The organism is Streptomyces sp. NPDC023723, from assembly GCF_040639815.1.
In the GTDB taxonomy this organism is placed as follows: Bacteria; Actinomycetota; Actinomycetes; order Streptomycetales; family Streptomycetaceae; genus Streptomyces.
This window is the reverse complement of sequence record NZ_JBFAAP010000051.1, coordinates 26,142-51,985: the sequence shown is the minus strand read 5'-3', so window position 1 is coordinate 51,985 and position 25,844 is coordinate 26,142. Positions and strand designations below refer to the sequence as shown.

Genomic DNA, 25,844 nt, shown 5'->3' with positions numbered 1-25,844 from the left:
AGCCGGCCGCCCGCCGCGGCGCACGCGGCACCTGCTGCGGCGTCCCGCACGGGGGCGCTGGCGCCCCGCAGATGCAGCAGCCAGGCGGCGATCACGCGGGCGGCGGCCTGTGGCACCCGCCCCCGGGCCCGTTCGGCGCGCACCGTCGGCAGCACGCGCACCGGCAGCTTCTGCGAACCGTCGGCGGCGATCTGGGCCAGCGTGTGCCGTATCCGGGGATTGGCGAAGCGCGCCAACAGCGCGTCCTGGTAAGCGGCGACCTCGTGGACGGGCAGCCGCAGATGCCGGGACGTTTCCGCCCACCACTGGGTCAGCCAGTCTCGGCAGCGGGCGTCACCGACCGCTTCGGCGACCGTGGTGTGTCCGAGCGCGGAGCCGGCGTAGGCCAGCAGGCTGTGCCCGCCGTTGAGCAGCCACAGCTTGCGCTCCTCGTGGAGGGTCACGTCCGCCACGATCCGCGCGCCCGCCTCGTCCCAGGCGGGCCGCCCGGCGGGGAACTCCCCGGCCAGGACCCACTCCGAGAACGGCTCGGTGACCACCGGGGCGGCATCCGCACAGCCCCCGGCGGCCCGGACGCCGGCGAGGTCCTCCTCGGTGGTGGCGGGCGTGATCCGGTCGACCATCGTGGTCACGTACGCCGCGTGCTCCGCCGCGGTGACGAGTTCGGGCCGCCCGGTGGCCGCGGCCAGCTCCCGCACCACACGACCGAGCACCGCACCGTTGCCGGGCAGGTTGTCGCAGGGCACGACGGCGAGCGGTCCGTGACCGGACGCGCGGCGCACGGCCAGCCCGGCCAGCAGCCGGGCCGCCGCGGTGCCGACCGGCGCCCGCGGATCGTCGCGCAGCGCCACGATGTCGGCGGCGACGTCCGGCCGGGTGTGATCCAGCCCGGGACCCTGGCCGTCCGCGCGGGTGTAGCCGGCCTCGGTGACGGTCAGGGTGACGACCGAGAGTGCCTGCTGCTCCCAGTACCGCAGCCAGGCGGCGTGGTCGCCGCCCGGATGCGCGGCGGTGAGCGAGCCGACCACCTGGTGCTGGTCTCCCGCGGCGTCCCGGGTCACCAGCGTGTACAGGCCGTCCTGGGCGGCCAGCGCACGGGCGAGTTCCGGTCGGCGGCCGGAGAACGCGGCGATGCCCCACCGTCCGGCGTCCGGCGCACGGTGGGTGTACCAGGCCTGGTGCGCGCGGAAGAAGCCGCCGAGCCCCAGGTGGAGGATGCGCACCGGGGCGGCCGGGCGGAGGTCGGGGCACCGGGCGCGGGACAGGGCCGGGACGCCGGGCTCGGTGATCACAGCTTGAACGCCTTCCGGGGGTTGACCGTCACCAGGTCGGCGGCGGTTTCGAAAGCCTCGTCCTCGGCCAGCCGGTGCTCGGCGACGAGTTCGGCCAGGACACCGCAGTCCAGCCGGCGGGACATGTCGTGGCGCGCCGGTATGGAACAGAAGGCCCGGGTGTCGTCGACGAAACCGGAGGTGCGGGTGAAGCCGGCGGTCTCGGTCACGGCGCGGCGGAAGCGGCGGATGGCGTCCGGCGCGTCGAGGAACCACCACGGCGCGCCCGCGTAGACGGACGGGTAGAAGCCCGCCAGCGGAGCGATCTCCCTGGAGAAGACGGTCTCGTCGAGAGTGAAGAGCACCAGCCTGAAGCCGGGATGGGTGCCGTAGCGTTCCAGCAGCGGCCGCAGCGCCTCGGTGAACTCCACCCGCACCGGGATGTCATGGCCGGTGTCGGGGCCGTAGCGGTCGAACGTGGGACGGTGGTGGTCGCGCCGCACGCCCGGGTGCAGCGTCATCGCCAGGCCGTCCTCGCAGGACATCCGGGCCATCTCCAGCAGCATGTGCCGGCGGAACGCGGTGGTCTGTGCCGGGTCCGCCTCGCCGAGCAGGGCCGCGCGGAAGATGCGGGCGGCCTCGGCCGGCGGCAGCGGGTCGGTGCGGACGTCCAGGTGGCTGTGGTCGGCCGAGGTGGCGCCGTGCTCGACGAAGTGGCGCCGTCGGACCTCAAGGGCGCGCAGGTATCCCTGGTAGTCACCGGTGTCGGTGTCCGCCGCCTCGCCCAGCCGCGCCACCGACGCGGCCCAGTCGGCACGGCCGGCCTCCAGGTAGCGGTCGGGACGGAAGGTGGGGACGACACGGCCGTGCCAGTCGGGGTCCGCGGCCAGCGCCCGGTGCGCGGCCAGGTCCGCGCAGGGATCGTCGGTGGTGGCCAGGACCTCGATGCCGAAACGGCGGAACAGCGCACGGGGCCGGAAGCCGTCCTCGGCGAGCCGGCCGGCGATCCGGTCGTAGATCCGGTCGGCGTTGCGCGGCCCCGGACGTTCGGTGACGCCGAAAATCTCGGACAGCTCCGCTTCGAGCCAGTAGCGCACCGGGGTGCCGCGGAAGACGGCCCAGTGCTCGCACAGCCGGCGCCACACCGCCCGCGCCTCGTCCTCGCTCAGCGGCCCCCGGCCCACGCCCAGCTCCGCCAGCGGCACACCGGCCGCGTGCAGCAGCCGGGTCACGTAGTGGTCCGGGGTGATCAGCAGGCTCGCCGGATCGGCGAACGGGGCGTCGTCCAGCAGCAGCCGCGCGTCGACATGGCCGTGTGGGGAGAGGATCGGCAGCTCACGCACGCTCTCGTAGAGCCGGCGGGCCAGCGCGCGCACCCCCGGATCGAACGGCAGCAGACGGTCGGGGGACAGCAGCGCGGAAGCGGCGGGAACGGGCATGCGGTGAAGTGTGAGACGGCCTCGCGGCGGACAGCAACCGGTTGCCGTGAATTGTCCCGGGTGCTTGCGGTCCGGCCGCCGCCGTGGTCGCCTTGCCGCCATGACGACACACCCCAGGCGACTGTCCGACGCGGCAGCCGCCCTGCCCGCGGCCGGCATCGGGGGCCCGGACGAGGTGCTGGCACCGGAGCGGCTGACCCGGTTCATCAAAGAGCGGCTCGCCGCGGAAGACCTGGACGGACGCAGCCTGTGCCTGGTGGTGCCCGACGCCACCCGCAGCTGCCCGCTGCCGCTGCTGCTGTCCTGCATCCACAGTGCCGTCCACACGCGGGTGAGCCGGTTCACCGTCCTGATCGCCCTGGGCACGCACGCGCCCATGGAAGAGAGCGAACTGGCGGCCCACCTCGGTTACCCGCCCGGCGGCCTGGACGAGGTCTATCCCGGCATGACGGTGCTCAACCACCAGTGGTGGGAGCCCGACACCTTCGTGTCGCTGGGCACGGTCCCCGCCGCGCGGGTCGCCGAACTCTCCGGCGGCCTGCTGCGCCGGGACGTCGACGTGCGGCTGAACCGGGCCGTGGCCGAACACGACGTGTCCCTGGTCGTCGGGCCGGTGTTCCCGCACGAGGTGGTGGGCTTCTCCGGAGGCAACAAGTACTTCTTTCCCGGCGTGGCCGGCGCCGAGATCATCGACGTGTCGCACTGGCTCGGCGCGCTCATCACCAGCGCCGACATCATCGGCACCCGCGGCATCACCCCCGTGCGCGCGCTCATCGACGAGGCCGCGGCACTGATCCCCGCCCGGCGGCGGGCGCTGTGCGTCGTCGTTCCCTCCGGCACCGGCACCGGCACCGGCACGGGCACCCTGCACGCCGCCGCGTACGGCACCCCCGAGAGCGCCTGGGCGGCGGCGGCCGAGGTCTCCGCGCAGACCCACGTGCGCTACCTCGACGCCCCGGTGCGGCGGGTGCTGTCCCTGATGCCCGCCAAGTACGACGACATCTGGACCGCGGCCAAGGGCTTCTACAAACTCGAACCGGTCGTCTCCGACGGCGGCGAAGTGATCCTCTACGCCCCGCACGTGCGCCGCATCTCCGAGATGCACCCGGAGATCGAGCAGATCGGCTACCACTGCCGTGACTACTTCACCCGGCAGTGGGACCGCTTCAAGGACCTGCACTGGGGCGTGCTCGCCCACTCCACCCACCTGCGCGGAGCCGGCACCTACGACGAGGAGCACGGGGAACGCTGCCGGGTCACCGTCACCCTGGCCACCGGCATCCCCGAGGAGGTCGTCCGCGCCGCGAACCTCAACCACCTGGACCCGGCCGAGGTGGACATCGACGCGTACGCGGCAGATCCGGACACCCTGGTGGTGCCCGAGGCCGGCGAGGTGCTCTACCGGCTGCGCCCGCCGGACCAGGCCGGCCCGCGGCCCGGCGCGGACCGGGACCGCTGAGATGCGCACGGCGTGGCTCGACGTCTCCGCGGGCGTCGCCGGCGACATGCTGCTGGGCGCCCTGATCGACGCCGGCGCGTCCCTGGAGGCGGTGCGGCGCGCGGTGGACGCGGTCGTTCCCGGCGCCGTCCGGCTGACCCGGGAGCAGGTGACCCGCGCCGGGATGCGCGCCACCCGCCTGGTCGTCGCACCGCTTGCCGAGGACCAGCCGCACCGCACCTGGGCCACCGTACGCACGCTCCTGGCCCAGGCGTCCCCCGCTCTGGCGGGCCCGGCGCGGGAACGGGCCACGGCCGTGTTCGCCCGGCTGGCCGAGGCGGAGGCCCGCGTGCACGGCACCACCCCGGACGCCGTCCACTTCCACGAGGTCGGTGCCTGGGACTCCATCGCCGACGTGGTGGGCGTGTGCGCCGCACTGCACCAGCTCGGTGTCGACCGGGTGACGGCAAGTCCCCTGGCGGTGGGAGCCGGGACCGTGCGGACCGCGCACGGCGAGCTTCCCGTTCCGGCGCCCGCCGTGGCCGAACTCGCCGCCGGCTGGCGGGTCTTCGCCGGGGGCCGGGGCGAACTGGCCACACCCACCGGAGTGGCCCTGCTCACCGTGCTGGCGGCCGAGTGCTCGGATCTGCCGCCCATGTGCCTGGAGACCACCGGGGTCGGCGCCGGCAGCCGCGACACCCCGTGGCGCCCGAACGTGGTGCGCGTCCTTGTCGGCGCACCGGCCGGGACCGGCGCGGGAACCGCGGGCCGGGAGGCCGCCGTCCTGCTGGAGGCCAACGTGGACGACCTCGACCCCCGGCTGTGGCCCGGGGTTCTCTCGGCTCTGCTGGCGGCGGGAGCCTCGGACGCGTGGCTGGTGCCGATGCTGATGAAGAAGGGCCGCCCGGCGCACACCCTGTGCGTGCTCGCGCCACCCGTACGGGCGGACGCGCTGCGCGCGACGGTCTTCCACCATACGAGCACCCTCGGTGTGCGCGAACACCCGGTGCGCAAGACGGCCCTGGAACGCGGCTGGGCCGACGTGGACGTGCTGGGCGATGTGCTCGCCGTCAAGATCGGCCACGACCGGGGGACGATCGTGCAATCCACCCCGGAGTTCGAGGACGCGGCCCGGCTGGCCGCCGACCGGGAGTTGCCGGTCCGGACGGTGCTCGCCGCGGCCGCCGCGGCCGCCGCCGCCCGCGGCCTGGTGCCGGGCGCACCGCTGCCCGAGGACATTGGGCAGCGCGGCGACCGCGGCGCCGGCTGATCCGTCGTCTCGGCTGGCGACGGACGGCGGCGTACCATCCGCAGCCCGCAGCCCGCAGCCCGCAGCCCGCAGCCCGCAGCCCGCAGCCCGCAGCGGCCCGCGTTCGGACCATCGCGCGGGCACGGGGGCGTACTGCGCCGCCCGCGCTGCGCCTCACACGGGCGGGTCAGCTGCGATCTGCGCCGCCAGGTGCCCCGCCCCGTAGCCGTTGTCGATGTTGACCACGGCGACTCCGGGGGAGCAGGAGTTGAGCATCGACAGCAGTGGAGCGAGTCCGCCCAGCGCCGCGCCGTACCCGACGGAGGTGGGCACCGCCACCACCGGGGCGGCGACCAGACCGGCCACCACGCTGGGCAGCGCGCCGTCCATCCCGGCGGCCACCACCACGGCCCGGGCGGCCCGCAGCAGGTCGAGGTGGGCCAGGACACGGTGCAGGCCGGCCACGCCCACGTCGACCACGAGGTCGCACGCGCGGCCCAGGTGGCGGGCGGTCAGCTCCGCCTCGCGGGCCACCGGCAGGTCGGAGGTCCCCGCCGCCAGCACGACGACGCGTCCGCCGGTGGGCTCCGGCGGCCGGGGCGGCCAGGCGAGCAGCCGGGCCTCCGGCTCGTGCCGGGCGTCGGGCAGTTCGGCCAGGACAGCGGCCGCGTGGTCCGCGGCGGCGCGGGTGAACAAGGTGGCCGCGCCGCGGGCCCGCACCGCTGCCGCGATGGCCCCGACCTGCTGGGGGGTCTTGCCCTCGCAGTACACCGCTTCGGGGTAGCCGCGCCGCAGCGCCCGGTCGTGGTCCAGCCGCGCGAACGCCGCCAACTCCGCCGGCGGTGTCCAGTCGTCAGCCATGGGAGACCTCCACCAGCGGCAGGGTGAAGGCACCCGAGCGGATGCCGGCGAGATCCACGGTCACCGTGGCGAAACCCGCACCGTGCACGGCGGCGAGCAACTCCGCACGCACCGCCCCGGCGGCTCGGGCGATCTCATCGACGGGCAGTTCGATCCTGGCGGTCTCACCGTGATGACGCACGCGGCAGTCACTGAAGCCCAGGCTTCGCAGCGCCGCCTCGGCCTGCTCGATCTGGGCCAGTTTGCGCGGCGACACCTCCTCGAAGTGCGGAACGCGGGAAGCCAGGCAGGGCGCGGCGGGCTTGTCGGCGCACGGCAGCCGCAGGGCGCGGGCGATCCGGCGGACCGCAGCCTTGTCCAGTCCGGCGTCGGCGAGCGGGCGCAGCACCCGGTGCAGGACGGCGGCGCGGCTGCCCGGCCGGTCGGGCCGGCGGACGTCGTCGGCGTTCTCGCCGTAGGCCACGGCGGTCAGCCCGTGAGCCTCGGCGACCTCGTCGGAGATCCGGGTGAACAGCTCGTTCTTGCAGTGGAAGCAGCGGTCCGGACCGTTGGCCCGGTAGGCCGGCACCTCCTGCTCATGGGTGGCGACCTCCACTACGGCGGCGCCGATGACGGCGGCGACCCGGTGGGCCCCGGCGCGCTCGTCACCGGCCAGACTGGGCGAGACGCCCAGCACGGCGACGACCCGGCCGGCGCCCATCGCGCGCACCGCGAGTGCCAGCAGCACCGAGGAGTCCACTCCTCCGGAGAAGGCCACCCCCAGTCTGCCCGCGGCGGGCAGCAGCGCGCCGACGCGGTCGGCCGCCAGGGCGTCGGCTCCCGTCAACCGGGCGGTTTCCTCGACTGTCATGGGTGTGTCTTCTCTCTCTGCGGGGCCTGTGTGAAAGCGCAGGGGGCCAAGGATCCGGCATGCGCCACCGCCGCGGCGGTGACGCCCCGTCCCAGACGCCACCGCCGTCGCACCGCCGGCGGCGTCAGGCCGGCCCGGCGTCCTTCGGGTGCCGCGCGTCCTGCTGCCGGCCGGCGCGGCGCTCGGCGAGTTCCGCCACGATGTCCTGGAAACGGGAGTCGGTCAGCGGATAGAACCGCATCGCCGCGGCGGCCAGCAGCGCGCACAGCGCCGGCAGCAGACCGGCCGCCACCCGGATCGAGGTCACTGCTCCGTCGCTCTGCGCCGAGGCGGACCCGGCGTATCCGCCGAAGGCGAGGATGTACCCCAGCGCGGCACCGCCCAGAGCCTGGCCTATCTTGCGGGTGAAGGAGAAGGCGGCGTACGTCGCGCCCTCCGTGCGGATACCGGTGCGCCACTGCCCGTACTCCACGGTGTCGGCCTCGAAGCCCAGCGTGAGGGTGTTCAGGGTGTTCATGCCCAGGCTCATCACCACCCAGGCGAGCACCGGCAGGGCGACCGGGTCGGTCGGTGCCAGCAGCACCCCGGCCCCGCCGCAGACGGTCAACGCCGCACCCCAGTTGAACAGGGCTTTCTTGCCGAACCGGCGGACCAGGCCGGGTGCCAGGGGGACGATGACGAGCAGCGTCGCCGCACTGGCCAGGTTCAGCACCATGTAGAGGCCGGGGTCACCGAGCACGTCCCGCGCGTAGTACGCCCCGATGCCCAGCGAGGCCGCGTAGCCGGTGAGGAAGACCAGGGTGCTGGCGGAGAGCAGCAGCAGCGGCCGGTTGACCCGGAGCACGGCGATGGTCTGCCGCAGGGTGACCCGCGCCGGACCGCCCTGGACATGCTCGCGGGCGGTGAAGAAGGTCAGCAGGTAGAACACGACGCCGATGGGGACGAAGGTCCAGGTCAGTGTGGTGAACGTGGCCTGCAGGTCGCCCTTGCCCAGCTGCGGGGCGACGAAGGCGCCCAGGGCGATGATGACCGACACGGCGCCCACCCCGCGGGCCGCGGACAGCCGGGTGCGCTGGTCGGGGAGCTGGGTCATCGCCGTGGCCAGCGCACCGTACGGGATGTTCACCAGGCTGTAGGCCAGCCCGATCAGCGCGTAGGAGACGTAGGCGTACAGCAGTTGCAGGCCGGAGGAGACATCGGGGACCTGGAACAGCGCCACGTTGAGCAGCAGCAGGGGAACGCAGCCGAACAGGATGAACGGGCGGAACTTGCCCCAGCGGGTGCGCACCCGGTCCACCAGGCGCCCGGCGAGCAGGTCCGCGAACGCGTCCCAGACCCGGACCACCAGGAACATGGTGCCCACCGCCGCGGCACTCAGCCCGACCACGTCGGTGTAGTACAGCAACAGGAACATCGTGGAGAACTGGAATGCGACGTTGTTGCCCGCGTCACCCGCCCCGTACCCGAAGACCTGCAGCCGGCTGAGCCGGCCGGCCGGTCGGCCGGCCTGTTCGCCGGTCGTGGGCCCCGTGCGGACCTGCATCTCAGACATCGTTCCTCCAGCGGCGGCGGACGGAGAACGCGGCGCTCTTGGGACGCCGGTCACGGGTGAACAGCCCCTTCTTGTTGCCGTCGACCCGGCTGGTGCCGGGCCGGGTGGCGAAGTCGGCGAAGTTCCAGATGTGCTCGCCGACCACGGCGTCGACCCGGTCGAACACCCGGTGGTACATGGCGAGGAACCGTTCCTGGTACTCCTCGGACCACGGCACGTCGACCACGGTGTGCAGGCCGGACAGCGTGTCGACGCCGTACTCGGTGACGATCACCGGCTTGTCGTGCAGGCGCGCCCAGTCCCTCAGCTCCGACTCCAGAGCGGCCTCGGCGGCCTCGAGGTCGTCTGCGTGGAGGTACCAGCCGTAATACCGGTTGATCATGACGACGTCGGCCAGCTCGGTGACGAGACAGACCGGCGCGGGGTCGTGCATGACGTTGACGAATCCCACCGGGCGGGTCGGATCGAGCCGGCGCGCCTCGGCGAACAGCGGGGCGAAGTAGTCCCGGGCCGCGGGTACGGCCGACTCCGGCTCGTTGGCGATGCTCCACAGCACCACGCTCGGGTGGTTGCGGTCCCGCATGATCAGCTCGCGGACGGCCTGCAGATGGGTGCGCTGCGTGGCCGCCCCGACGGTGTCCTCGGTGTAGGTGCTCGCCTGCGGGCCCCCGCCCGCGATGGCCGCCAGCTTCAGGTTCATGCCGACCGCGGCCGTCTCGTCGATCACGACGATGCCGTGCCGGTCGGCGTAGTCCAGGACCTCCTCTGCGTACGGGTAGTGGGCGGTACGGAAGGAGTTGGCGCCGATCCACTCCATCAGCTCGAAGTCGTGCACCATGAGCGCGTCGTCGTGGCCCTTGCCGCGCACCGGTGCGTCCTCGTGCTTGCCGAAGCCCTTGAAACGGAACGGCTCACCGTTGATGAGGAACCGGGTGCCGCGCACCTCGACGGTCCGGATGCCGACCGGCAGGAGGTAGCTGTCGGCCACGCCGCCCTCGTCGTCCAGCAGCAGGGTCTCCAGTTCGTAGAGGTAGCCGTCGCCCGGCGCCCAGGGGTGGACGTCGGGCACCCGCAGCAGCCCCTCGGCGCCTTCCTCGGCGGCGACCTCGACACCCTCGGCGTCGCGGAGCACGGCCCGCACCCGCAGGGGCGCCTCGGCCTCGCCCTCGCACCGCACGGCGTAGCGCACCGTGCCCGCGCGGCCCTCCAGCCCGGTCTCGACCGCGATGTCGTCGACCCGCCGGCGCGGTGTGCTGCACAGCCAGACCGAACGGTGCAGTCCGGAGTAGTTGAAGAAGTCGTGGAAGTAGTGCTGGCGGCGCCCCCGCGGTGTCTGCTCGACCCGGCCCGGCGGCACGGACTCCCAGGTGAGCTCGTTGTTGACGACCACGGTCACCCGGGCCTCGGCGCCCGGTACCACCTGCGCGGTGATGTCGGCCTCGAACGGCGTGTAACCGCCCTCGTGCTCGGCGACCCGCACGTCGTCCACCCACACCACGGCGCGGTGTGTGGCGGCGTCGAAACGCAGCACGATCCGCTGCCCCGCCCAGCCGGCCGGAATCCGCACCGTGGTCTGGTACCAGGCGTCACCGACGTGGTCGCGCACGGCGCGATCCGGCACGATGTCGTTGTAGCTCGCGGGCACCGGCATCTCACGGGCCCCGGACAGCCTGGAACGCCACCAGCCCGCGTCGTGCCCGACGCCTTCCGGATCCAGCCGGAAGTCCCACAAGCCGTTGAGAGACCTGCGCTCTCGGGTGGAGGTGTCCCGGGGACGAAGCATGCGGGCTCCTTGGGTACGCGGCGACGATGCCGACGTTTCGAGGTGGATTCCAGGACATTAAGCTGATGCGAAAATTACTTGGCAAGCGGTTGCCATCTGTTGTCACCAGGCCGGACGAACAGGATGGGTGGGAAAGTGCCACACGAACCCGACCGGCATGACGGGGACGCGGACGCCGACCGCGGCCGGACCCGCCCGCCGACCATCTATGACGTGGCCCGGGCCGCGGGCGTCGCGGCCTCCACCGTCTCCCGGGCCTTCTCCCGGCCGGGCCGGGTCAACGCCGAGACCGCGGACCGCATCCGTGCCATCGCGGCCGAGATGGGATACCGCACCAACTACCTGGCCAGGGCCCTGCCCACCGGCCGGACCTCGATGCTGGCGCTGGTGACCTCCGACGTGACCAATCCCTTCCACGCCGAGATCATCCGGGGCGCCGAAACCGCGGCGGCCGAGGCCGACTACAGCCTCCTGCTCATCAACGCCCAGGAGGACGACCGGATCGAGCGCAGGAACGTCGAACGCGTGGTGCCCAGCGTCGAAGGCATCGTGCTGGCCAGCTCCCGGATGTCGGACTCGGCGATCCGGGTGATCGCCAAACAGCGGCCCACGGTCGTGCTGAACCGGGATATCACCGACGTGTCGAGCATCGTCACCGACAACCCGCACGGCGCCCGGCTGGCAGTGGAGCACCTGGCGGAGCTCGGCCACCGGACCATCACCTACGTCGCGGGCCCGGAGTCCTCCTGGGTGGACGGCATGCGGTGGCGTGGTCTGCGCGAAGCGGCCGGCCCGGGCATCCGGATGCACCGCGTAGGACCTGTCCCGCCGACGATCGCCGGCGGCGGCACGGCGGTGACGGATGTCGTGCGCAGCGCGGCCACCGCGGTCGTGGCCTACAACGACCAGGTCGCGATCGGCCTGATGCGGGCACTGCGGGCATCAGGCGTGCGCATACCGGAAGCCCTCAGCGTCGTCGGCTTCGACGACATCTTCGTCGCAGACCTGGTGCAGCCCGGACTGACCACCGTGGCAGCGCCGCTGCGCGCCGAAGGAAGCATCGCGGTGCGCACCATCCTGTCCCTGGTCAACGGCTCACCGGGCCGCACCGACCGGCCAAGGACGCTGCCCGTCAAACTGGTCGTCCGGGCCTCCACCGCACCGTGCCGGACGGCCAGGCGCAGGCGGTGACGTCGAGACCGCCGCGAAGGACGTGTTCCACCACTACCGGTAGTTCGTTAAATCCGGCGGTGGCGTGGGTTGACGGCGAGGCGGGTTGGTCGTAGGCACCGGTGGTAAGAGTCAACTGCCTTGTTGGGGGCTGAGGATGACTGCTCACCGTCCGTGTCCGCCCGCGCCGGGCCGTTGGAGGAGTACGCGGCCCGGCGCGACGACCTCTTCTTCAGCCTGGCATAGCGGCGGGGGTTTCGTGAGTACCTGACCGGGCTGCTGGCGCCGCGGGAGCGGAACAAGACGATCACCTGCCTGGCAGGAGCTGAGCCCGTGGCCGGCGCGGGCACGTCGGGGGTGCAGCGGCTGCAGTTCTTCCTGTCCGAGTCTCCCTGGGAGGCCGAGCTGGTCGACGACCGGCGGCTTGAACTGCTGCGTGAGCAGTCGGCGACGGCTCCGCACGACGGCGGGGTCATCGTGATCGACGACTCCGGGGACCGCGAGGACGGCACGGCCACCGCCAACGTGGGTCGGCAGTGGCTGGGCCGGTTGGGCAAGACGGACAACGGCATCGTCACGGTGACCACGGTGTGGACCGACGGCCGCGTGTACTACCCGCTGCACGCGACTCCCTACACCCCCGCCCACCACTTCGCCCGCGGCCGTTCCGACCCGGCCTTCCGCACGAAACCTCAACGGTCCGCTGCCCTCGCGGCCCGAGGCAAGGAGGCAGGCTTCGGCTGCCGGGCGGTCATCGCCGACGCGCCTACTCCGTCAGTGACACCTGGTATCTCGCACTGCGCGAGGCAGGCCTGGCCTACGTGGTCGCGCTCAAACCGCACCGCGGTACCTGGGCCCCGGCCGACCAGCCACACACTCCCATCGAAGCCGCCCATGCTCTGACCTGGCACGATGCCAAGCGTCCCGGCGACTGGACATCCGTGGAACGTCACTTCCGCGACGGGCACACCGAAACCTGGTGGGCCGCCGATGCCCGCCTTGAGCTGCCCCGAGTTTCGTAGAGTCCGGTGATCTTGTTTCAGGCGGACTGCGGGGCGGCTTCCTGTTGTCGCCACCAGTCGCGTTCGTACTCGGCGGGTGGTACGTAGCCGAGGGCGGAGTGGAGCCGTTCCTCGTTGTACCACGTAACCCACTGGAAGATCGCCCGCTCGACCTGGTCGACGTCCCGCCAAGGGCCTTGCATCTCGATCAGCTCGGCCTTGAAGGTGCCGTTCAGAGCCTCGGCCATCGCGTTGTCATAGCTGTCCGCGACCGAGCCGACCGAGGCCGAAGCCCCGATCTCGGACAGCCTCTCGGTATACCGAATGGATACGTATTGCGACTCGCGGTCGCCGTGATGAATGAGGCCGGAGTACTTCTTGATCCTCCGTCTCCACAACGCCATCTCCAGGGCGTCCAACGGGAGTTCGGTCCGCATGTGGTCCGCGACCTGCCAGCCGACGATCATCCGCGAGTACACGTCCAGGACGAACGCCACGTACGCCCAGCCGGACCAGGTGCGGACATACGTCATGTCCGCCACCCACAGCTGATCTGGCCGCGAGGCGGTGAAGTCACGGTCGACCAGGTCCGGCGGGCGGGGCGCCGACGGCTCCGGCACGGTAGTCCGCCGCCGCTGCCCGCGGATCACGCCCTCCAGGCCCAGCTCGCCCATCAGCCGCTCGACGGTGCAGCGGGCCACGACGACGCCCTTGCGCCGCAGCGCGCGGGTGATCCGCCGGGCCCCATACGTGCCGCCCGACTCGGCGTGAACCTGCTCGATCAGTGGCATGAGCTGCTCGTCACGGAGCCGGCGCGCCGACTTCGGCCGCTTCTTGCGGGCGTAGTAGGCGGACTCGGACCAGCCGAGCACCCGGCATACGGGCCCGACCCCGAAGCCGTCTTCCTTCAGGCTGTCGATCACCTGGTCGGCCTCGTCCGGGGACGGTCGAGCTCCTGGGCAAAAAGCGCACTCGCCGCTTTGAGGATCTCGTTCGCGCGCCTCAACTCCGCTACCTCTTTGCGGAGTTGCTTCAACTCCTCATGCTCCGCGGTGGTCAGCCGGTCGCCGCGTTCGCCGGCGTCCGCCTCGGCCTGGCGGACCCAGCCCCGCAGGGCCTCCTTATGGATGCCCAGGTCCTTGGCGACATGGGCGATCGGACGGCCGGTGGTGCGGACCTCGCGGACAGCCCGTTCACGGAGCTCGTCCGGGTACTTACGTGGTGCTGGCACTGCTCGTGGTTCTCCTTCGGACCAGGATCATAAGCCTGGCTTCAGGGACTCCACGAAACCGGGGTCAGCTCACCTGGGCGGCTACGGCCCCGACTCACCCTGCCGACTGGTCGTGGCCACCACCGACCCGGCCCAGCTGCCGGAGAAGGCCACCTGGTATCTGGCCACCGACCTGCCCCACCCCGACGCACCTCACGCCACCACCGGCCCGCACCCGCCGACCGACCTCACCGAGATCGTCCGCCTCTACGGCCTGTGGGCCCTGGATCGAACAGAGCTACAAACAGATCAAGGACGAAGTCGGCCGGGCCGACTTCCAAGTCCGCTCCGAGCGCGCCATCCGCCGCCACCAGACCCTGGTCGACTGCGCCTTCTCCTTCTGCTGGGACCAATGGTTCGCCCCACCCGGACCACTGGATGCCACCGCGCCGGATCTCTGCCCCGGCGAGGGGCCAGAAAGGGGGACCCGCCCCGTCCCACCAGCCCCAACAGCCCTGCTGGCCCAGGGCCTTACGATCCATCCGTTCATGGCTCACCCCCGCCATCACCCTCAACCGATGGTGGCAAGCCTGGACCGACACGGACCCACCCTCCGAGCTCCGAGCCCTCATCGACGCGGTCACCACCCGGACCCGGCATTGACCCCTACCGCCGGATTGCACGAACTACCGGTAGGAACGGTTCAGTCCCGGCGGATATCACGAAGATCCAGCTGCTCCAAATCGTTGCTGCTCCGGATCCTGATCCTCCTCGCCCGTAGCGTGCGCAGCATCTCGGTGCGAAGGCAATGGACCCCCGCTGCTTCGGTAGCACTTACCTCGGAGACATGCGATGCGTAACCAGTCCAAGCCTGGCGTTGAGGCTTCCTTCATGAACGTCCAGACTGCCGCGATGTATATGGGCGTCTCGGTGAACACTCTTTATGTCTGGCGCCATCGCCGGCAAGGGCCGCCCAGCTTCCGAATGGGGCCCGGTGGACGGATCATGTACCGCCGGGTCCTGCTCGATGCGTGGCTCCTTGAGCAGGAGCAGGTGGACTCGCGATCAAACCCAGAACTCAACCCCTTGAACAAGGCGCCGCGGCGGCGCGAGCGGCGCGGGGCTGCTTGACCTGGCAGAACGGTTCCGAGTACCTCAGCAAGACTCGGAATTTCGTGCACGTGGAGATCGTCTGTTCTCTTGATCGCGCCGCAACTTGCGGTGGGAGAAGCCATAGTCAGGTCAGGGAGAAAGCGCGCATGCCGGGTTACATCGAGGACCGGTGGCTGAAGAAACGGCCGAACAAGGAGACAGGCAAGCGGGAACGCACAGCGCTGTGGGGCAAGTGCACGCGCTATCGCGTCAAGGGGATACCGGGCGTTCGTGATCGGTCCTTCGACACGGTCACGGACGCCAAGACGTGGCTGTCCGAGACACAGACCGACGCGCGCCGAGGGGACTTCGTCGACGCACGTGATGGCGCGATCACTCTTCGCGCTTATGTGGAGAAGCACTGGTGGCCGTCCCAGGTCCATCCCGCCCAGACGCTGGAAAGCATGAAGTACCGGATCTGGGGGCACGTGCTGCCGCAGCTCGGGGAACTTGCGCTCAGGGACATCGGGGTCGCGGAACTGCGCAAGTGGTCCGCCGATGTGCAGAGGTCGGTGGCTTCGAGTACGGCCTACGTCGCGTGGGTGTACCTCAAGGCGATCATGCAAGCTGCGGTCGAGGACAAGCGGTTGTTTCGCAACCCGTGCAAGGGCAACAGTTCGATCAAGCCGCCGAAGAAGCCGGAGCGCAAGGCTCGCGCCTGGGAGCAGATCCGTGTCGACGCTGTACGAGCGGCGCTGGCTGCCCGCTACCGGATCATGGTCGACCTTGGAGTCGGGTGCGGACTCCGGCAGGGGGAGGCGTTCGCATTCAGCCCGGACGACGTCCATGACGGCTTCGTTCATGTGGAGCGGCAGGTCCTTGTGTACAAATCGCAGCTGTACTTCGGTCCGCCCAAGGGCGGCAAGGAACGCGACGTGCCTCTGCCTCCGGCGCTCGCGAAGCGGATCCTTACGCATCAGGAGCAGTTCGAACCGATCGAAGTGACCCTGCCGTGGCTGGACCCCGAGGAACCCGACCTCGCACGGGAGGACCGGCGCAAGGTGACGGTCCGCCTGCTCGTCTACACCGGACAACGCGGAGCGATCAACCGCACCACCTGGAACACCCTGGCGTGGAAGCCCGCGCTCGCAGAAGTGGGCGTTATCCCGCCGCTGCCCGAAAGGCAGCCGAGGGACAAGCCATCACGCGTTTGGGAGCCCAGCCGCGAGCACGGCTTCCACGTCTTGCGCCACACGTACGCCTCGGTGATGCTCGAAGCCGGTGAGTCGATCGTCTCGCTCGCCAAGTGGCTGGGGCACTCCGACCCGGCGTTCACGCTCCGGACGTACACGCACTTCATGCCGCAGGCCGGCGCGCGGGGACTGTCCGCCATCGAGGCGTGGCTCACGGACTCGGCCGAAAGTCCCTGAGAAGTCCCAGAGGGTTGAAATAGCCGGTGGAAGCCCGTAAACATGCAGGTCAGAGCGTGATCGCGCTCTGTGTGGAGCTGAACCACTGGTACAGGCCGAGGCTGACCGGGTACAGGTCCTGGTTCGACAGCATCACCATGGGCAGGAAGAAGTTGTTCCAGATCGCGGTGAGCTGGAACAGGAAGACGGTGACCAGCCCCGGACCGAGCATCCGGAGCGCCACCCGGGCGTACGTGGTCAGCTCGCCGGCGCCGTCCACCCGGGCCGCCTCCAGCACCTCGTCGGGGACGTAGCCCCGGCTGAAGATCCGGCCGAGGTACACCCCGAACGGGTTGAACAGCACCGGGATGAACACCGCCCAGAAGGTGTTCACCAGCCCCGCCTCGGAGGCCATCAGGTACAGCGGCAGCGCGAGCACCGTCTGCGGCACCATGACCGCCGCCAGCACCAGCCCGAACAGCTTCTCCTTGTGCCGGAAGCGGTACTTGTCGAAGGCGTACCCGCAGGCCACGCTCACCAGCGCGCCGACGCCGGCGCCCAGCACCGCGTACAGCAGGCTGTTGAGGTACCAGCGGCCGTACAGCCCGCCGTCCATCGCGAACAGGTCCTGGACGTTGCGTACGAAGGAGAAGTCGCCGAACGACAGCAGGTCGCTGCTGAACAGCGCGTCCCGGTTCTTGGCGGACGCCAGCAGCAGCCACAGCACCGGCAGCAGGGTGTAGAGGACGGAGACGGCGACGACCACGTTGACCGTGAGCCGCCCCAGCAGACGGGTGCTCATCGGGCCTCCTCCCCGGCCGCGTCGGCGCGGCTCGTGAAGCGGGTGACGCCGTAGGACAGCGCGATGGTGCAGGCCAGCAGGACCACCGAGGCGGCCGCCGCCAGGCTGTAGTTGGTGCGGTTGAAGGCCGCGTCATAGATGTACATGCTCGGCGAGAACCGGGAGTTGATCATCGGGGAGGACTGGCTGAGCAGCATCGGCTCGGTGAACAGCTGGAGCGCCCAGATCAGGGTGAAGATGGCGACCATCACGATCGAGGCGCGCACCAGCGGGGTCTTGACCTGGAGCGCGGTGCGCACCGGCCCGGCGCCGTCCACCACGGACGCCTCGATCACCTCGCGCGGCACGGCCTGCAGGGCGGCGTAGAAGACCACCATGTTGTAGCCGAGGTTGCTCCACAGGGCGATGTTCACGATCGACGGGATCACCGTGTGCACGCCGAGGAAGTCGACGGTGAGGTCGGCGCGGGCGAACAGGTCGATGACCGGGCTGATGCCCGGCGTGTACAGGTACAGCCAGATCAGGGCCGCGATGATGCCGGGCACCGCGTGCGGCAGGAACAGGCCGAGCTGGGCGAAGGCGCGCAGCCGGGCCACCCCGGAGTCCAGCAGCAGGGCGAGGGCGAGCGCGCCGGCCACCATCAGCGGGAGGTAGATCAGGCAGTACAGCGCGACCGTGCCGAGCCCGCCGAGGAAGGTCGGGTCGGTCAGGACGGCCGCGTAGGAGCGCAGGCCGACGAAGACGGTGCGTTCCGGGCCGAAGCCGAGGCCGGGCTGGTCGTCGCTGAAGAAACTGAGGTAGACGGCGGTGCCGACCGGGATCAGGAAGACGGTCAGCAACAGGACGAAGAACGGCGTCATGAGCACGCCGCAGGCGGCCAGCCGGCGGCGCTCGGCCGCCTTGCGGGCGCGCGGCCCGGCGGCGGACGGGGCGACGGCGCGGGGCGGCCCGGCCGGCACCCGTTCGTGGGTGGTCGCGGTCATGGGGTGTCACCTGCCTTTCGGCGGCTCAGGTGCTGTGCTGGGTGGTGGACAGGCCGAGGGCCCTGAGATCCGGCATGGTGCCGTCCTGCGCGCCGCGCAGCGACTCGACGAGGCTGCCCTGCCCGCCGCTGACCCGGGCGAAGGAGTCCTGCATGACCTTCTGGGTGGCGGTCATCCGCGGACCCCACACCCACTGCCGGCCGATCTTCGCGGCCTCCCGCTCGAACAGGGCGTAGATGTCCTGCCCGCCGTAGTAGGACCGGTCGAACGCCTCCCGGCCGACCGGCACCAGGTCGGGCGCGGCCGGGTACTGGCTGCTGGTGCCGCTGGACAGCCGGGCGCGCAGCGCGTCCGGGTGGGACACCTGCCAGGCGATGAACTCCATCGCCGCCTCGGGGTACCGGCTGTCCTTGGTGACGGCGAAGGTGGAACCGCCGTGCGTGCCGACCGAGGGCCGGGCGGTGTCCCACTGCGGCAGCGGCGCGATCCGCCACTGCCCCTGCTGCCCGGGCCGGGCGCTCATCTGCGCCCCGGCGTCCCACGCCCCGCTGAGCCGGGTCAGCACCAGCCCGTTGCCGATCTGCGCGTCCGACTGCCGGCTCTCCACCGCGTTCATGAACACGTCGTCGGCGTCGATCAGCCGCTGCCAATAGCCGGCCACCCGCCGGGACGGGGCGTCGGCGAGCGAGACGTTCCACGCGCCGCCCGAGGTGTCGAACCACTGGGCGCCGGCCTGCCAGGCGTACGCGGCGAACTGCGTCATCCCGTCGGTCGGGAACAGCGCCAGCCGCAGGTCGCGGGACTTGCGCCGCACCGCCCGCGCCTGCGCGGCGAACTCCTCCCAGGTCCGCGGCACGGCGAGCCCGTACCGCTCGAACAGGTCGGCCCGGTAGTGCAGCACCATCGGCTCTATGTCCAGTGGCACGCTGAACACCCGGCCCTCGAAGGTGGTCAGCCCGAGCGCCTGCGGCAGCAGCTTGCGGCGCAGCCGGTCGTCGACCAGATCGGTGATGTCGCGGGCCACGCCGTCGATGGCGTACCCGGGTACCTGGGGGTACTCCAGGGTGGCGACGTCGGGGGCGTTGCCGGCCCGGGCGGCGTTGCTGAGCTTGGCGTAGCCGCCCTGCCCGCCGGACGGGATCTGCTGGAAATCGACCTGGATTTGGTCGTGTGTGCGATTGAACGCGTCGACCACCTCCTGGCTGCCGCGCAGCGCGGACCAGAAGGTGATGCGCGTGGTGCTGCTCGTGCCACTCGACCGGCCGCCGTCTCCTCCGCTGCAGGCGCCCACGGCTCCTGTCAGCGGCACTGCGGCCATCGCGGCGAGCACGGATCGACGACTGTGTCGACCGGGCATGGCGCCTCCCGCGGCTCCTGCGTGTCGTCGTCCACGACACGACTCTTCGGGACACCGGAATCCTGGACGCCACGACGGAAACGGTCAATAGACCGATCAGAAGAAAGTGAAACGCTCAAACGCTCAGTCTGGATCGGGCAGTCGCCGGGTCGAGCCGCGCACGGTCAGCCGGGGCAGCAGTTCGACCCGCTGGGCCGGCCGTCCCGGCTCCGTGCGCAGCCGGTGCAGCAGCAGCTCCGCGGCCACTCGCCCGACCTCCCCCTTGGGCGGCGACACGGCCGTCAGCGGCGGCGTGCCGAGCCCGGCCACCACGTCGTCGTACGCCACCACCGAGCAGTCCTCCGGCACCCGCACCCCCTCCTCGGCCAGCCGCTGAACGATCATCAGCGCGTCCTCGTCGCCGTGCCCGACCAGCGCGGTCGCGCCGGTCTTGCGCAGCAGCGCCGGCACCTCGCCGGTCTCGTCCGCCGGGTACGGCCCCTCCTGCCCGGCCCCGGGCGCGCTCAGCGTCCACGCCCACTCCTCGACCAGCGGATGCGCGTCGGCGATCTCCGTGAACGCGGCCCGCAGCGTGCGCGCGGTGGGACTGTCCTCCCGGGACGCGAACACGATCCGCCGGTGCCCGAGCCCCACCAGGTGCTCCACGGCCAGATGCGCGCCGTACCAGTGGTCCGAGCAGACCGAGTCCAGCGCGTGCGCCGGGCTGCCCGGCCGCGGGCGCCGCTCCATGAGCACCGTCGGCACCGCCAGCCCGGCCAGCCAGCCGTGGTCGGCCGCCTCGTGCGCCCGGCCGAGCCAGCGGGGCGCGATCAGCAGCCCCCGGGCGCCGTCCGCGAGCGCCCGCTCCACCAACGGCCGCTCGGCGCCCGCCGCCCGGGCCGCGATGTGCAGGGCGAAGGGCACCCCGGCCGCCTCCAGCACGGTCCGGGCGCCGTGCAGCACCTCCGCCAGATAGGCGTGCCGCTCCGGCACCACCAGCGCCACCCGGCCCCCGTCCCGGGCCTCGGCGGCCGGCTCCTCGGCGGCCTCGGCGGACCGCACCACACCGTGGCCGCGCCGCAGACTGCCCTGCCGGGTCAGCTCCTCCACGTCCCGGCGCACCGTCACCACCGAGACCCGCAACTCCTCGGCGAGCTCCCGCACCCGCGCGGTGCCACGCGCCCGGACCGCCGCCATGATCCGCTGCCGCCTGACTTCGACCGGCTCCCGCACCTGGGCCTCCCCACCCACCCGAGCCTCACCCGAGAATGTTCGTTTGAGCGTTTTACCTCATCATAGCGATCAGAGAGCCAGGGTGAGGGCGAGGGCGAGGGTGAGGGTGACGGGGGGAGGAGGGTGACGGGGGGAGGGGGATCAGGGTTCGGGATCGGCGAGCAGCGGGCCCAGCGGGCCCAGGTCGAGGTTGAGGTCGGCGCGGGTCAGCCCGTGCCGTTCGCACAGGTCGTCCATGCGCTGGTCGAGCAGCATCAGGGCGGTGCCGAGCCGGTCCTCCTGCTCCGCGCTCAGCGTCCCCTCGTCGAAGCGCCGCACGGCCTGCCGCTCCATCAGCTGCCGCAGCAGTTCGACGACGGTCAGCACCAGGGCGGCCAGGTCGTTGCCGACCCGGTCCGGGTCCAGGTCCAGGGTGCGGTCGCGCGGCGCGGTCACAGCGGCCCGCTGTCCGGCCAGGGGGACGGCACCCGCTCGTTCACCGACGACAGCAGGGCGTGCAGCGAGACCCGCACCAGCGGTACGTCGGCGATGGCCAGCACCAGGTCGCCGCTGACCACCACGCCGGTCGCCAGCACCCGGTCCAGCAGGTCGACCAGCGGGACGCCGAGCGGCGCGTACTGGTCGGGGCCGTTCCACGGCACATGGGTCAGGCCGGGCTCGCGGACGTCCGGGACGGTCACGACCGCACCGCCTGCGGTGCGCTCTCCCGGTCGTCCCGTCCGGAGTCCCACGCGGCGAAGGAGTACGGGATCCAGGGCCCGGACGCGCTCAGCTCGACGCCCGCGGCCCCGCCGTCCGCGCGGAGCCGGGACAGCGCCGCGGTGAAGCCGGCCCGGCGGGCGTCGTCCACCAGGTAGGCGGCGTTGAGGAGCTGGGGTGCGCGGCGGCCGGTCAGCTGCTCGCTCTGCGGGCGGTGCCGGGTGGCGGCGACGGCGTACCGGCGCAGCTCCGCGTCGACGGCCTCCGCACCGGCGGCCGCCCTGCCGCGGCTGTCCTGCCGGACGCGGCGGCGGGCGCTGGCCCGGCTGAGGTAGGAACGGCCGTCGACGCCGCCGACGCCGACGGGTGCCGCGTCCGCCGGCCCGTCGGCCTCGGCGGCGTGCACCTTGACCGCCCACTCCGTGCGCCCGCGGAGCCGGTCCAGGAGTGCGCCGAGCACCGCCGCGCGGGAGGTGACGGCCGCCGCGGCGCCGTGGTCGGTGCGGTAGAGCGTGGCCAGCGGCAGCGGCACGACGGGGCCGGTACGGGCGGCGGCCTCAACGCCCCGGTGGTGGGCACGGGCGCAGTGTTCGAGATCGGCGGGGTCGTTGAGCCGTTCGGTGAGGGCGGCTTCGTCGAACGACGCGGCGGGGACGTCCTGCACGACCAGGTACAGGTCCCCGGCCGGCAGCGCCCGCAGCGGGCCGCCCTCCGCGTGGCCGGGCGTCGCGGCCAGCACGTCGGCGGGCGGCGGCGTACGGGTGACGGCGAAGGCGCACACGACACGACCGGGCGCGGACAGGTGGCTCACCGGGCCTCCTCCAAGGTGTCCTCGGCACTCTCCTCCAAGGCGTCCAACCGGGCCCGCAGCCGCGCGTTCTCCTCGGCGAGCGCGTCGTGCGCGGCCCGCGAGGACAGCGCCGGGTCCGTCTCCCACCAGTCGATGCCGGCCTTCTTCGCGGTGTCCACCGAGGCGATGAACAGCCGCAGCCGGATGGTGAGCAGTTCGATGTCCAGCAGATCGATCTTGATGTCGCCGGCGATGACGATGCCCTTGTCCAGGACCCGTTCCAGCAGGTCGGCGAGGCTGCCGTTGACGGGGGCGCAGGGCTGCGGCTCGGCGCCGCCGGGGTAGTACCGGTGGTCGAGGTCGGTCACCGCTTGCCCCTCACCCGGCCGCCGTCTCCGTCTCCGTCGTCCTCGTCCTCGTCCTCATATTCGTCCTCGTCCTCGTCCTCGTCCTCGTCGTCGTCTTCGTCGTCCTCGTCGTCTTCCGCTTCGTCGTACTCGTCGTCCTCGTAGTCGTCGTCGTTCTCGTCCTGCTCGGCGTTCTCGTCCTCCAGCACCTCGTCATGGCTCCGGACCACCTCCCCGTCGCGGATCTCGCCGCGCCAGCCCTCCACCTCCTCGTCCCCGCGCAGGGTCACGTGCCGGGCGAAGTGCTTCAGGTCGAGACGCAGCCGGCGCCCCTGGGCGCGCCACAGGTTGCCGGTCTTCTCGAAGAAGCCCGCCGGGTAGTACTCGACGACCACGACGATCCGGGTCAGGGCCGGCGCGAGGGCATGGAAGGTGACGACACCGGTGGTACTGCCCTTGGCGCCCTCGGAGGTCCACACGATCCGCTCGTCGGGGATCTGCTCCTGGACGGTCGCCTTCCAACTGCGGGCGGACGGGCCGACCTTGACGTTCCAGTCGGAGGTGGTGTCGTCGGTGCGGTTGACGCCCCGGACGCCCTTGGTGAAGTCGCTGAAGTCCTCGAAGCGCGTCCAGTGGTCGTAGACGGTGCGCCGGGGCACGCCGACGTCGACGGTCTCCATGATGTGCGTGGCCTTGACGCTGCCGCGCGGCCCGCCGTCCTGCGAGCCACCGCCACCGCCACCGCCACCGCCCTTGCCGTCGGCGACGTCGGACAGCCGGTCGGTGAGGCCCTTGACCCGTTCGCCGGCCCGGTCGGTCAGGCCGGAGCCCTTGGCGGAGAGATAGCCGCCGAGGGCCTCCTTGAGGTTGCCGAGTGCATGCTTCGCCGTCATCGTCGGCCACCTCCCCGCGGCTGCCGCCGGGCCGGCGCGGCCGCCTTCTTGGCTGTCTTCTTGGCTGCCTTGCGAGGCGGTTCGTCCGCGTCCGCGTACCCGGCCTCGTCGGCCGGGTCGTACTGATCCTCGTCCGCGCCGTCCCCGTCCCCGTCATCGTCATCGTCCTGGCGGTCCGCGCCGTCGAGCAGGTCGGTGCGCTCGCGCAGCGCGTCGGCGAACCGGTCCAGCCGGCGGCTCGCGGCGGCGGTGACCGCCGCGCGCCCGGCGGTCAGCAGCTCGCCGCGCACCTGGTCCGACAACTCCTGCAACTGCGGGACCTGTTGCAGCCGGCCAAGCCCCTGGGACAGCACCTGCCCCGGCGCGAGGCCGAGCCGCCGTCCCGTGAGGTAGGAGCCGACGGCGAAGGCCAGCTTCGCCTTTTTCGTGCGGCCCATGAGGTAGCCGCCGGCCACGGCCGCCGCCAGTGCCGCCCTGTTGTCACTCATACGTGCCTTCCCTGCGTTCGCGTTCGCCGGTCTCTGGTCGTGCGCGGCCCGGTCCGGCGTTCGAGGAGCGTGAGCAGGTGCTCCTCCTCCCGCTCGAAGGCCGCCTCGTCGATGTCGCCCGCCTCCAGCGCGCGGTTGAGCGCGGCCAGCCGCGCCTGCACGGCACGCGGGTCGTCGTACTGCCGCCGGGCCTCGGCCAGCAGGTGGTCAGCGATCCACACCGTGCCGCGCACCGGGGCCAGCGGCAGCAGCAACAGGCCGCTCACCAGTCCCATCCCGTCACCGCCCGGCCGGCGCGAAACGCGCCTCGACGAAGCTGTAGCAGGGCAGCGGCCCGGTCACGCCGAGCGCCAGCCGGTCCCCGCAGGCGCGGGCCCGCGCGGCCGCTTCCCGCCGAAAACGCGGTTCGTCGGCGGCCCGCACCAGGAACGACGTACTGAGCACCCGTTCGTCGTCCAGCGGGCCCTGTGCGGTGCGCACGGCCAGCGGGGTCAGCCGGTCCAGCACGTCCCGGGCCGCGCGCCGGGCCTCCCGGCGGACGGCCTGGGCGAGCGCCTCGCCGAGCCGCACGTTGGCCTCGTAGCCGGGCCGGCGCCGGGTCCGCAGCGCCAGCGAACGGAGGTTCTCGTCCCGGCGCACCAGCTCGGCGAGGCAGTCGGACACCATCGTGCCCTTGACGTTCATCTCGACGCAGCCGTCGATCTCGACCAGCTGACGTCTCAAGTGATCGCCCTCGGAGCGTAGTTGGGCGCGCAGCGCGTCCGGCTCGGGGGTGAGGACGGCGAACCGCATGGGCAGTACGGGCCCCTGCGCGGCCAGTTCGTCCAGCACCGCCTGATGGGCCATCAGGTCGCGTCGCCGGGCCCGGGGCCGCTCGGGGGCCGGCGAGACGGCCGCGCAGAGCCCGGACTCGGTCAGCAGCCCCACCGGGGCGCCGTCCACCCCGGTCGTGCGCGGGGCGCGGACGCCGGCGGCGGTGATGCCGTAGACGTAGAGGGTGCCCAGGCCCGGGGCGGCGGCGGGCGCGGTCGCTGTCACGGTCGCTCGTCCTCCGGCTCCGGGCGGCGGCGGGGGCGCGGCCGGTCGCCGCCGTGGCGGGACCCCGGGGACCGGCCGGTGCGGCGGTGCTGCCGGGCCGCGCTGCGCTCCCGGCCGGACGGCCTCGGCTCGTCGTCGTCCCGGTCGTCGTCCCGGTCGTCGGAGTGGGGATCGGACTCGGGGGACAGGACGTCGCGGACCTTGTCGGTCAGCGAGCGGGCCGTCCGCCTCGCGCCGGTCCGGCCGACGGCCTTGGCCACCGGCCCGCCGAACAGCTCGGGCACCGTCTTGGAGCGCACGTCGTGCTCCAGGTCCAGCCGGTTGCACGCCTCGGCGAACCGCAGGTACGTGTCGACGCTCGCGACCACGATCCGCGCGTCCACCTTCAGGATCTCGATGCCGACGAGCGAGACGCGCACGAAGACGTCGATCACCATGCCGCGGTCGAGGATGAGTTCCAGCACGTCGTAGAGGGTGCCGGCGCGGGGCGCGCAGACGACCTCGTCTTCGTAGGTGCTCGTGATCATGCGACGGTCCTTTTCGGGAGCGGGCCTCGGGGACGGCCCGTCACTGGTCCTGGGCGCCTCGCCGGTAGCGGGCGATCCGGCGGTACTGGAGCAGTTCGCCCGCCGGGTCCAGTTCGACCTCGTAGGTGGCGAGCAGGCTGGTGGTGTCGGGGATGCGCGCGAGTTCCAGGACGTCCACGTTGACGATCCAGCCGTCGTCCTCGCCGCGGCGCACCGCGGAGACGCCCTCCAGCCGGTGCTGGACGAGTGCGGCCAGTCCGTCGGCGGCGCGCCGGGCGGCGTCCCCCGCCCCGCGCACGGCGCGTCGCCGCTCGGTGGTGGACGTGGTGCCGCGTCTGCGCTCGCCGGGTGCTGTCATGCTGACCACTCTGACCGCGCCCGAC

At 72.1% G+C, this 25,844-nt stretch carries 26 protein-coding genes and 1 pseudogene; 6 read left to right on the top strand and 21 right to left on the bottom strand.

Features of this window, described 5'->3' with window-relative positions; all coding sequences use genetic code 11:
- Together AB0G32_RS33135 and uxaC are read right to left on the bottom strand one after the other, a co-directional pair.
- The coding region (locus tag AB0G32_RS33135) for a mannitol dehydrogenase family protein (protein ID WP_361171930.1) at nucleotides 1–1,292 on the bottom strand (1,292 nt) is incomplete at its 3' end.
- Nucleotides 1,289–2,710 (bottom strand): glucuronate isomerase, encoded by a 1,422-nt coding sequence (gene uxaC / locus AB0G32_RS33130; protein WP_361171927.1) that lies wholly within the window; start codon nucleotides 2,708–2,710, stop codon nucleotides 1,289–1,291. The genes AB0G32_RS33135 and uxaC, both read right to left, overlap by 4 nt.
- Before the next feature lie 100 nt (nucleotides 2,711–2,810).
- On the opposite strand from uxaC, the gene AB0G32_RS33125 reads away from it, so the two are divergent.
- Both AB0G32_RS33125 and larC read left to right on the top strand, forming a co-directional pair.
- Nucleotides 2,811–4,169 (top strand): lactate racemase domain-containing protein, encoded by a 1,359-nt coding sequence (locus AB0G32_RS33125; RefSeq protein ID WP_361171924.1) that lies wholly within the window; start codon nucleotides 2,811–2,813, stop codon nucleotides 4,167–4,169.
- A gap of 1 nt (nucleotide 4,170) precedes the next feature.
- Complete coding sequence (gene larC / locus AB0G32_RS33120; RefSeq protein WP_361171921.1) at nucleotides 4,171–5,418, top strand: nickel pincer cofactor biosynthesis protein LarC; 1,248 nt, start codon at nucleotides 4,171–4,173, stop codon at nucleotides 5,416–5,418.
- A gap of 153 nt (nucleotides 5,419–5,571) precedes the next feature.
- On the opposite strand, the gene larB is transcribed toward larC, so the two are convergent.
- The 4 genes from larB to uidA form a co-directional block, all read right to left on the bottom strand.
- A complete protein-coding gene (larB, locus tag AB0G32_RS33115) occupies nucleotides 5,572–6,258 on the bottom strand; it encodes a nickel pincer cofactor biosynthesis protein LarB (protein WP_361171917.1) in 687 nt (228 codons plus the stop codon).
- A complete protein-coding gene (larE, locus tag AB0G32_RS33110) occupies nucleotides 6,251–7,108 on the bottom strand; it encodes an ATP-dependent sacrificial sulfur transferase LarE (protein ID WP_361171914.1) in 858 nt (285 codons plus the stop codon). The genes larB and larE overlap by 8 nt, the downstream gene beginning before the upstream one ends.
- 124 nt (nucleotides 7,109–7,232) lie before the next feature.
- The gene (locus tag AB0G32_RS33105) at nucleotides 7,233–8,660 is read right to left on the bottom strand and encodes a glycoside-pentoside-hexuronide (GPH):cation symporter (RefSeq protein WP_361171911.1); all 1,428 of its coding nucleotides are present in this window, start codon (nucleotides 8,658–8,660) and stop codon (nucleotides 7,233–7,235) included.
- Nucleotides 8,653–10,443 carry a beta-glucuronidase gene (uidA, locus tag AB0G32_RS33100; protein WP_361171908.1) on the bottom strand — a complete coding sequence of 597 codons (1,791 nt, stop codon included), beginning with the start codon at nucleotides 10,441–10,443 and terminating at the stop codon, nucleotides 8,653–8,655. Before uidA ends, AB0G32_RS33105 begins: the two co-directional genes overlap by 8 nt.
- 135 nt (nucleotides 10,444–10,578) lie before the next feature.
- On the opposite strand from uidA, the gene AB0G32_RS33095 reads away from it, so the two are divergent.
- Together AB0G32_RS33095 and AB0G32_RS33090 are read left to right on the top strand one after the other, a co-directional pair.
- On the top strand, nucleotides 10,579–11,634 hold the full coding sequence (locus AB0G32_RS33095; protein ID WP_361171905.1) for a LacI family DNA-binding transcriptional regulator: 1,056 nt from the start codon (nucleotides 10,579–10,581) through the stop codon (nucleotides 11,632–11,634).
- Between the two features lie 246 nt (nucleotides 11,635–11,880).
- Nucleotides 11,881–12,516: a transposase gene (locus tag AB0G32_RS33090; RefSeq protein WP_361171939.1), complete on the top strand. Its 636-nt coding sequence runs from the start codon at nucleotides 11,881–11,883 to the stop codon at nucleotides 12,514–12,516.
- A 136-nt stretch (nucleotides 12,517–12,652) separates the two neighbouring features.
- Here the strand turns inward: AB0G32_RS33090 and AB0G32_RS33085 are convergent.
- Nucleotides 12,653–13,845 (bottom strand): IS3 family transposase gene (locus tag AB0G32_RS33085; RefSeq protein ID WP_361171902.1). Its coding sequence is split into 2 segments (ribosomal slippage): nucleotides 12,653–13,582 and nucleotides 13,585–13,845, totalling 1,191 coding nucleotides; the frame shifts between segments, so codons are not numbered across the junction.
- Nucleotides 13,846–14,715: 870 nt separating this feature from the next.
- On the opposite strand from AB0G32_RS33085, the gene AB0G32_RS33080 reads away from it, so the two are divergent.
- Together AB0G32_RS33080 and AB0G32_RS33075 are read left to right on the top strand one after the other, a co-directional pair.
- Nucleotides 14,716–14,955: a helix-turn-helix domain-containing protein gene (locus AB0G32_RS33080; protein WP_361171899.1), complete on the top strand. Its 240-nt coding sequence runs from the start codon at nucleotides 14,716–14,718 to the stop codon at nucleotides 14,953–14,955.
- Between the two features lie 128 nt (nucleotides 14,956–15,083).
- Nucleotides 15,084–16,346, top strand: coding sequence for a site-specific integrase (locus AB0G32_RS33075; RefSeq protein ID WP_361171896.1), 1,263 nt, complete (start codon nucleotides 15,084–15,086; stop codon nucleotides 16,344–16,346).
- Nucleotides 16,347–16,419: 73 nt separating this feature from the next.
- On the opposite strand, the pseudogene AB0G32_RS33070 reads toward AB0G32_RS33075, so the two are convergent.
- The 14 genes and pseudogenes from AB0G32_RS33070 to AB0G32_RS33005 form a co-directional block, all read right to left on the bottom strand.
- Nucleotides 16,420–17,127, bottom strand: a pseudogene (locus tag AB0G32_RS33070) (carbohydrate ABC transporter permease); the annotation flags it as partial.
- Nucleotides 17,124–18,110, bottom strand: a complete 987-nt coding sequence (locus AB0G32_RS33065; protein ID WP_361171893.1) for a sugar ABC transporter permease — start codon at nucleotides 18,108–18,110, stop codon at nucleotides 17,124–17,126. The gene AB0G32_RS33065 and the pseudogene AB0G32_RS33070, both read right to left, overlap by 4 nt.
- A gap of 25 nt (nucleotides 18,111–18,135) precedes the next feature.
- Complete coding sequence (locus AB0G32_RS33060) at nucleotides 18,136–19,467, bottom strand: extracellular solute-binding protein (RefSeq protein WP_361171890.1); 1,332 nt, start codon at nucleotides 19,465–19,467, stop codon at nucleotides 18,136–18,138.
- A gap of 123 nt (nucleotides 19,468–19,590) precedes the next feature.
- Nucleotides 19,591–20,679: a substrate-binding domain-containing protein gene (locus AB0G32_RS33055; RefSeq protein ID WP_361171887.1), complete on the bottom strand. Its 1,089-nt coding sequence runs from the start codon at nucleotides 20,677–20,679 to the stop codon at nucleotides 19,591–19,593.
- 141 nt (nucleotides 20,680–20,820) lie between these two features.
- A complete protein-coding gene (locus tag AB0G32_RS33050; protein WP_361171884.1) occupies nucleotides 20,821–21,114 on the bottom strand; it encodes a gas vesicle protein K in 294 nt (97 codons plus the stop codon).
- Nucleotides 21,111–21,320 carry a gas vesicle protein gene (locus AB0G32_RS33045; protein WP_361171936.1) on the bottom strand — a complete coding sequence of 70 codons (210 nt, stop codon included), beginning with the start codon at nucleotides 21,318–21,320 and terminating at the stop codon, nucleotides 21,111–21,113. Before AB0G32_RS33045 ends, AB0G32_RS33050 begins: the two co-directional genes overlap by 4 nt.
- A 35-nt stretch (nucleotides 21,321–21,355) precedes the next feature.
- Nucleotides 21,356–22,189 carry a GvpL/GvpF family gas vesicle protein gene (locus tag AB0G32_RS33040; RefSeq protein WP_361171881.1) on the bottom strand — a complete coding sequence of 278 codons (834 nt, stop codon included), beginning with the start codon at nucleotides 22,187–22,189 and terminating at the stop codon, nucleotides 21,356–21,358.
- Nucleotides 22,186–22,536, bottom strand: coding sequence for a gas vesicle protein (locus AB0G32_RS33035; protein ID WP_361171878.1), 351 nt, complete (start codon nucleotides 22,534–22,536; stop codon nucleotides 22,186–22,188). Before AB0G32_RS33035 ends, AB0G32_RS33040 begins: the two co-directional genes overlap by 4 nt.
- Entirely contained in the window at nucleotides 22,533–23,408 is an 876-nt protein-coding gene (locus AB0G32_RS33030; RefSeq protein WP_361171875.1) for an SRPBCC family protein, read from the bottom strand. Before AB0G32_RS33030 ends, AB0G32_RS33035 begins: the two co-directional genes overlap by 4 nt.
- On the bottom strand, nucleotides 23,405–23,896 hold the full coding sequence (locus tag AB0G32_RS33025; protein ID WP_361171872.1) for a hypothetical protein: 492 nt from the start codon (nucleotides 23,894–23,896) through the stop codon (nucleotides 23,405–23,407). Before AB0G32_RS33025 ends, AB0G32_RS33030 begins: the two co-directional genes overlap by 4 nt.
- On the bottom strand, nucleotides 23,893–24,171 hold the full coding sequence (locus tag AB0G32_RS33020) for a gas vesicle protein GvpG (RefSeq protein WP_361171869.1): 279 nt from the start codon (nucleotides 24,169–24,171) through the stop codon (nucleotides 23,893–23,895). The genes AB0G32_RS33025 and AB0G32_RS33020 overlap by 4 nt, the downstream gene beginning before the upstream one ends.
- A 4-nt stretch (nucleotides 24,172–24,175) precedes the next feature.
- Entirely contained in the window at nucleotides 24,176–24,934 is a 759-nt protein-coding gene (locus AB0G32_RS33015; protein ID WP_361171866.1) for a GvpL/GvpF family gas vesicle protein, read from the bottom strand.
- Entirely contained in the window at nucleotides 24,931–25,461 is a 531-nt protein-coding gene (locus tag AB0G32_RS33010; RefSeq protein WP_361171863.1) for a gas vesicle structural protein GvpA, read from the bottom strand. The genes AB0G32_RS33015 and AB0G32_RS33010 overlap by 4 nt, the downstream gene beginning before the upstream one ends.
- A 40-nt stretch (nucleotides 25,462–25,501) precedes the next feature.
- Nucleotides 25,502–25,819: a gas vesicle protein gene (locus AB0G32_RS33005; protein WP_361171861.1), complete on the bottom strand. Its 318-nt coding sequence runs from the start codon at nucleotides 25,817–25,819 to the stop codon at nucleotides 25,502–25,504.
- Between the last annotated feature and the right edge of the window lie 25 nt (nucleotides 25,820–25,844).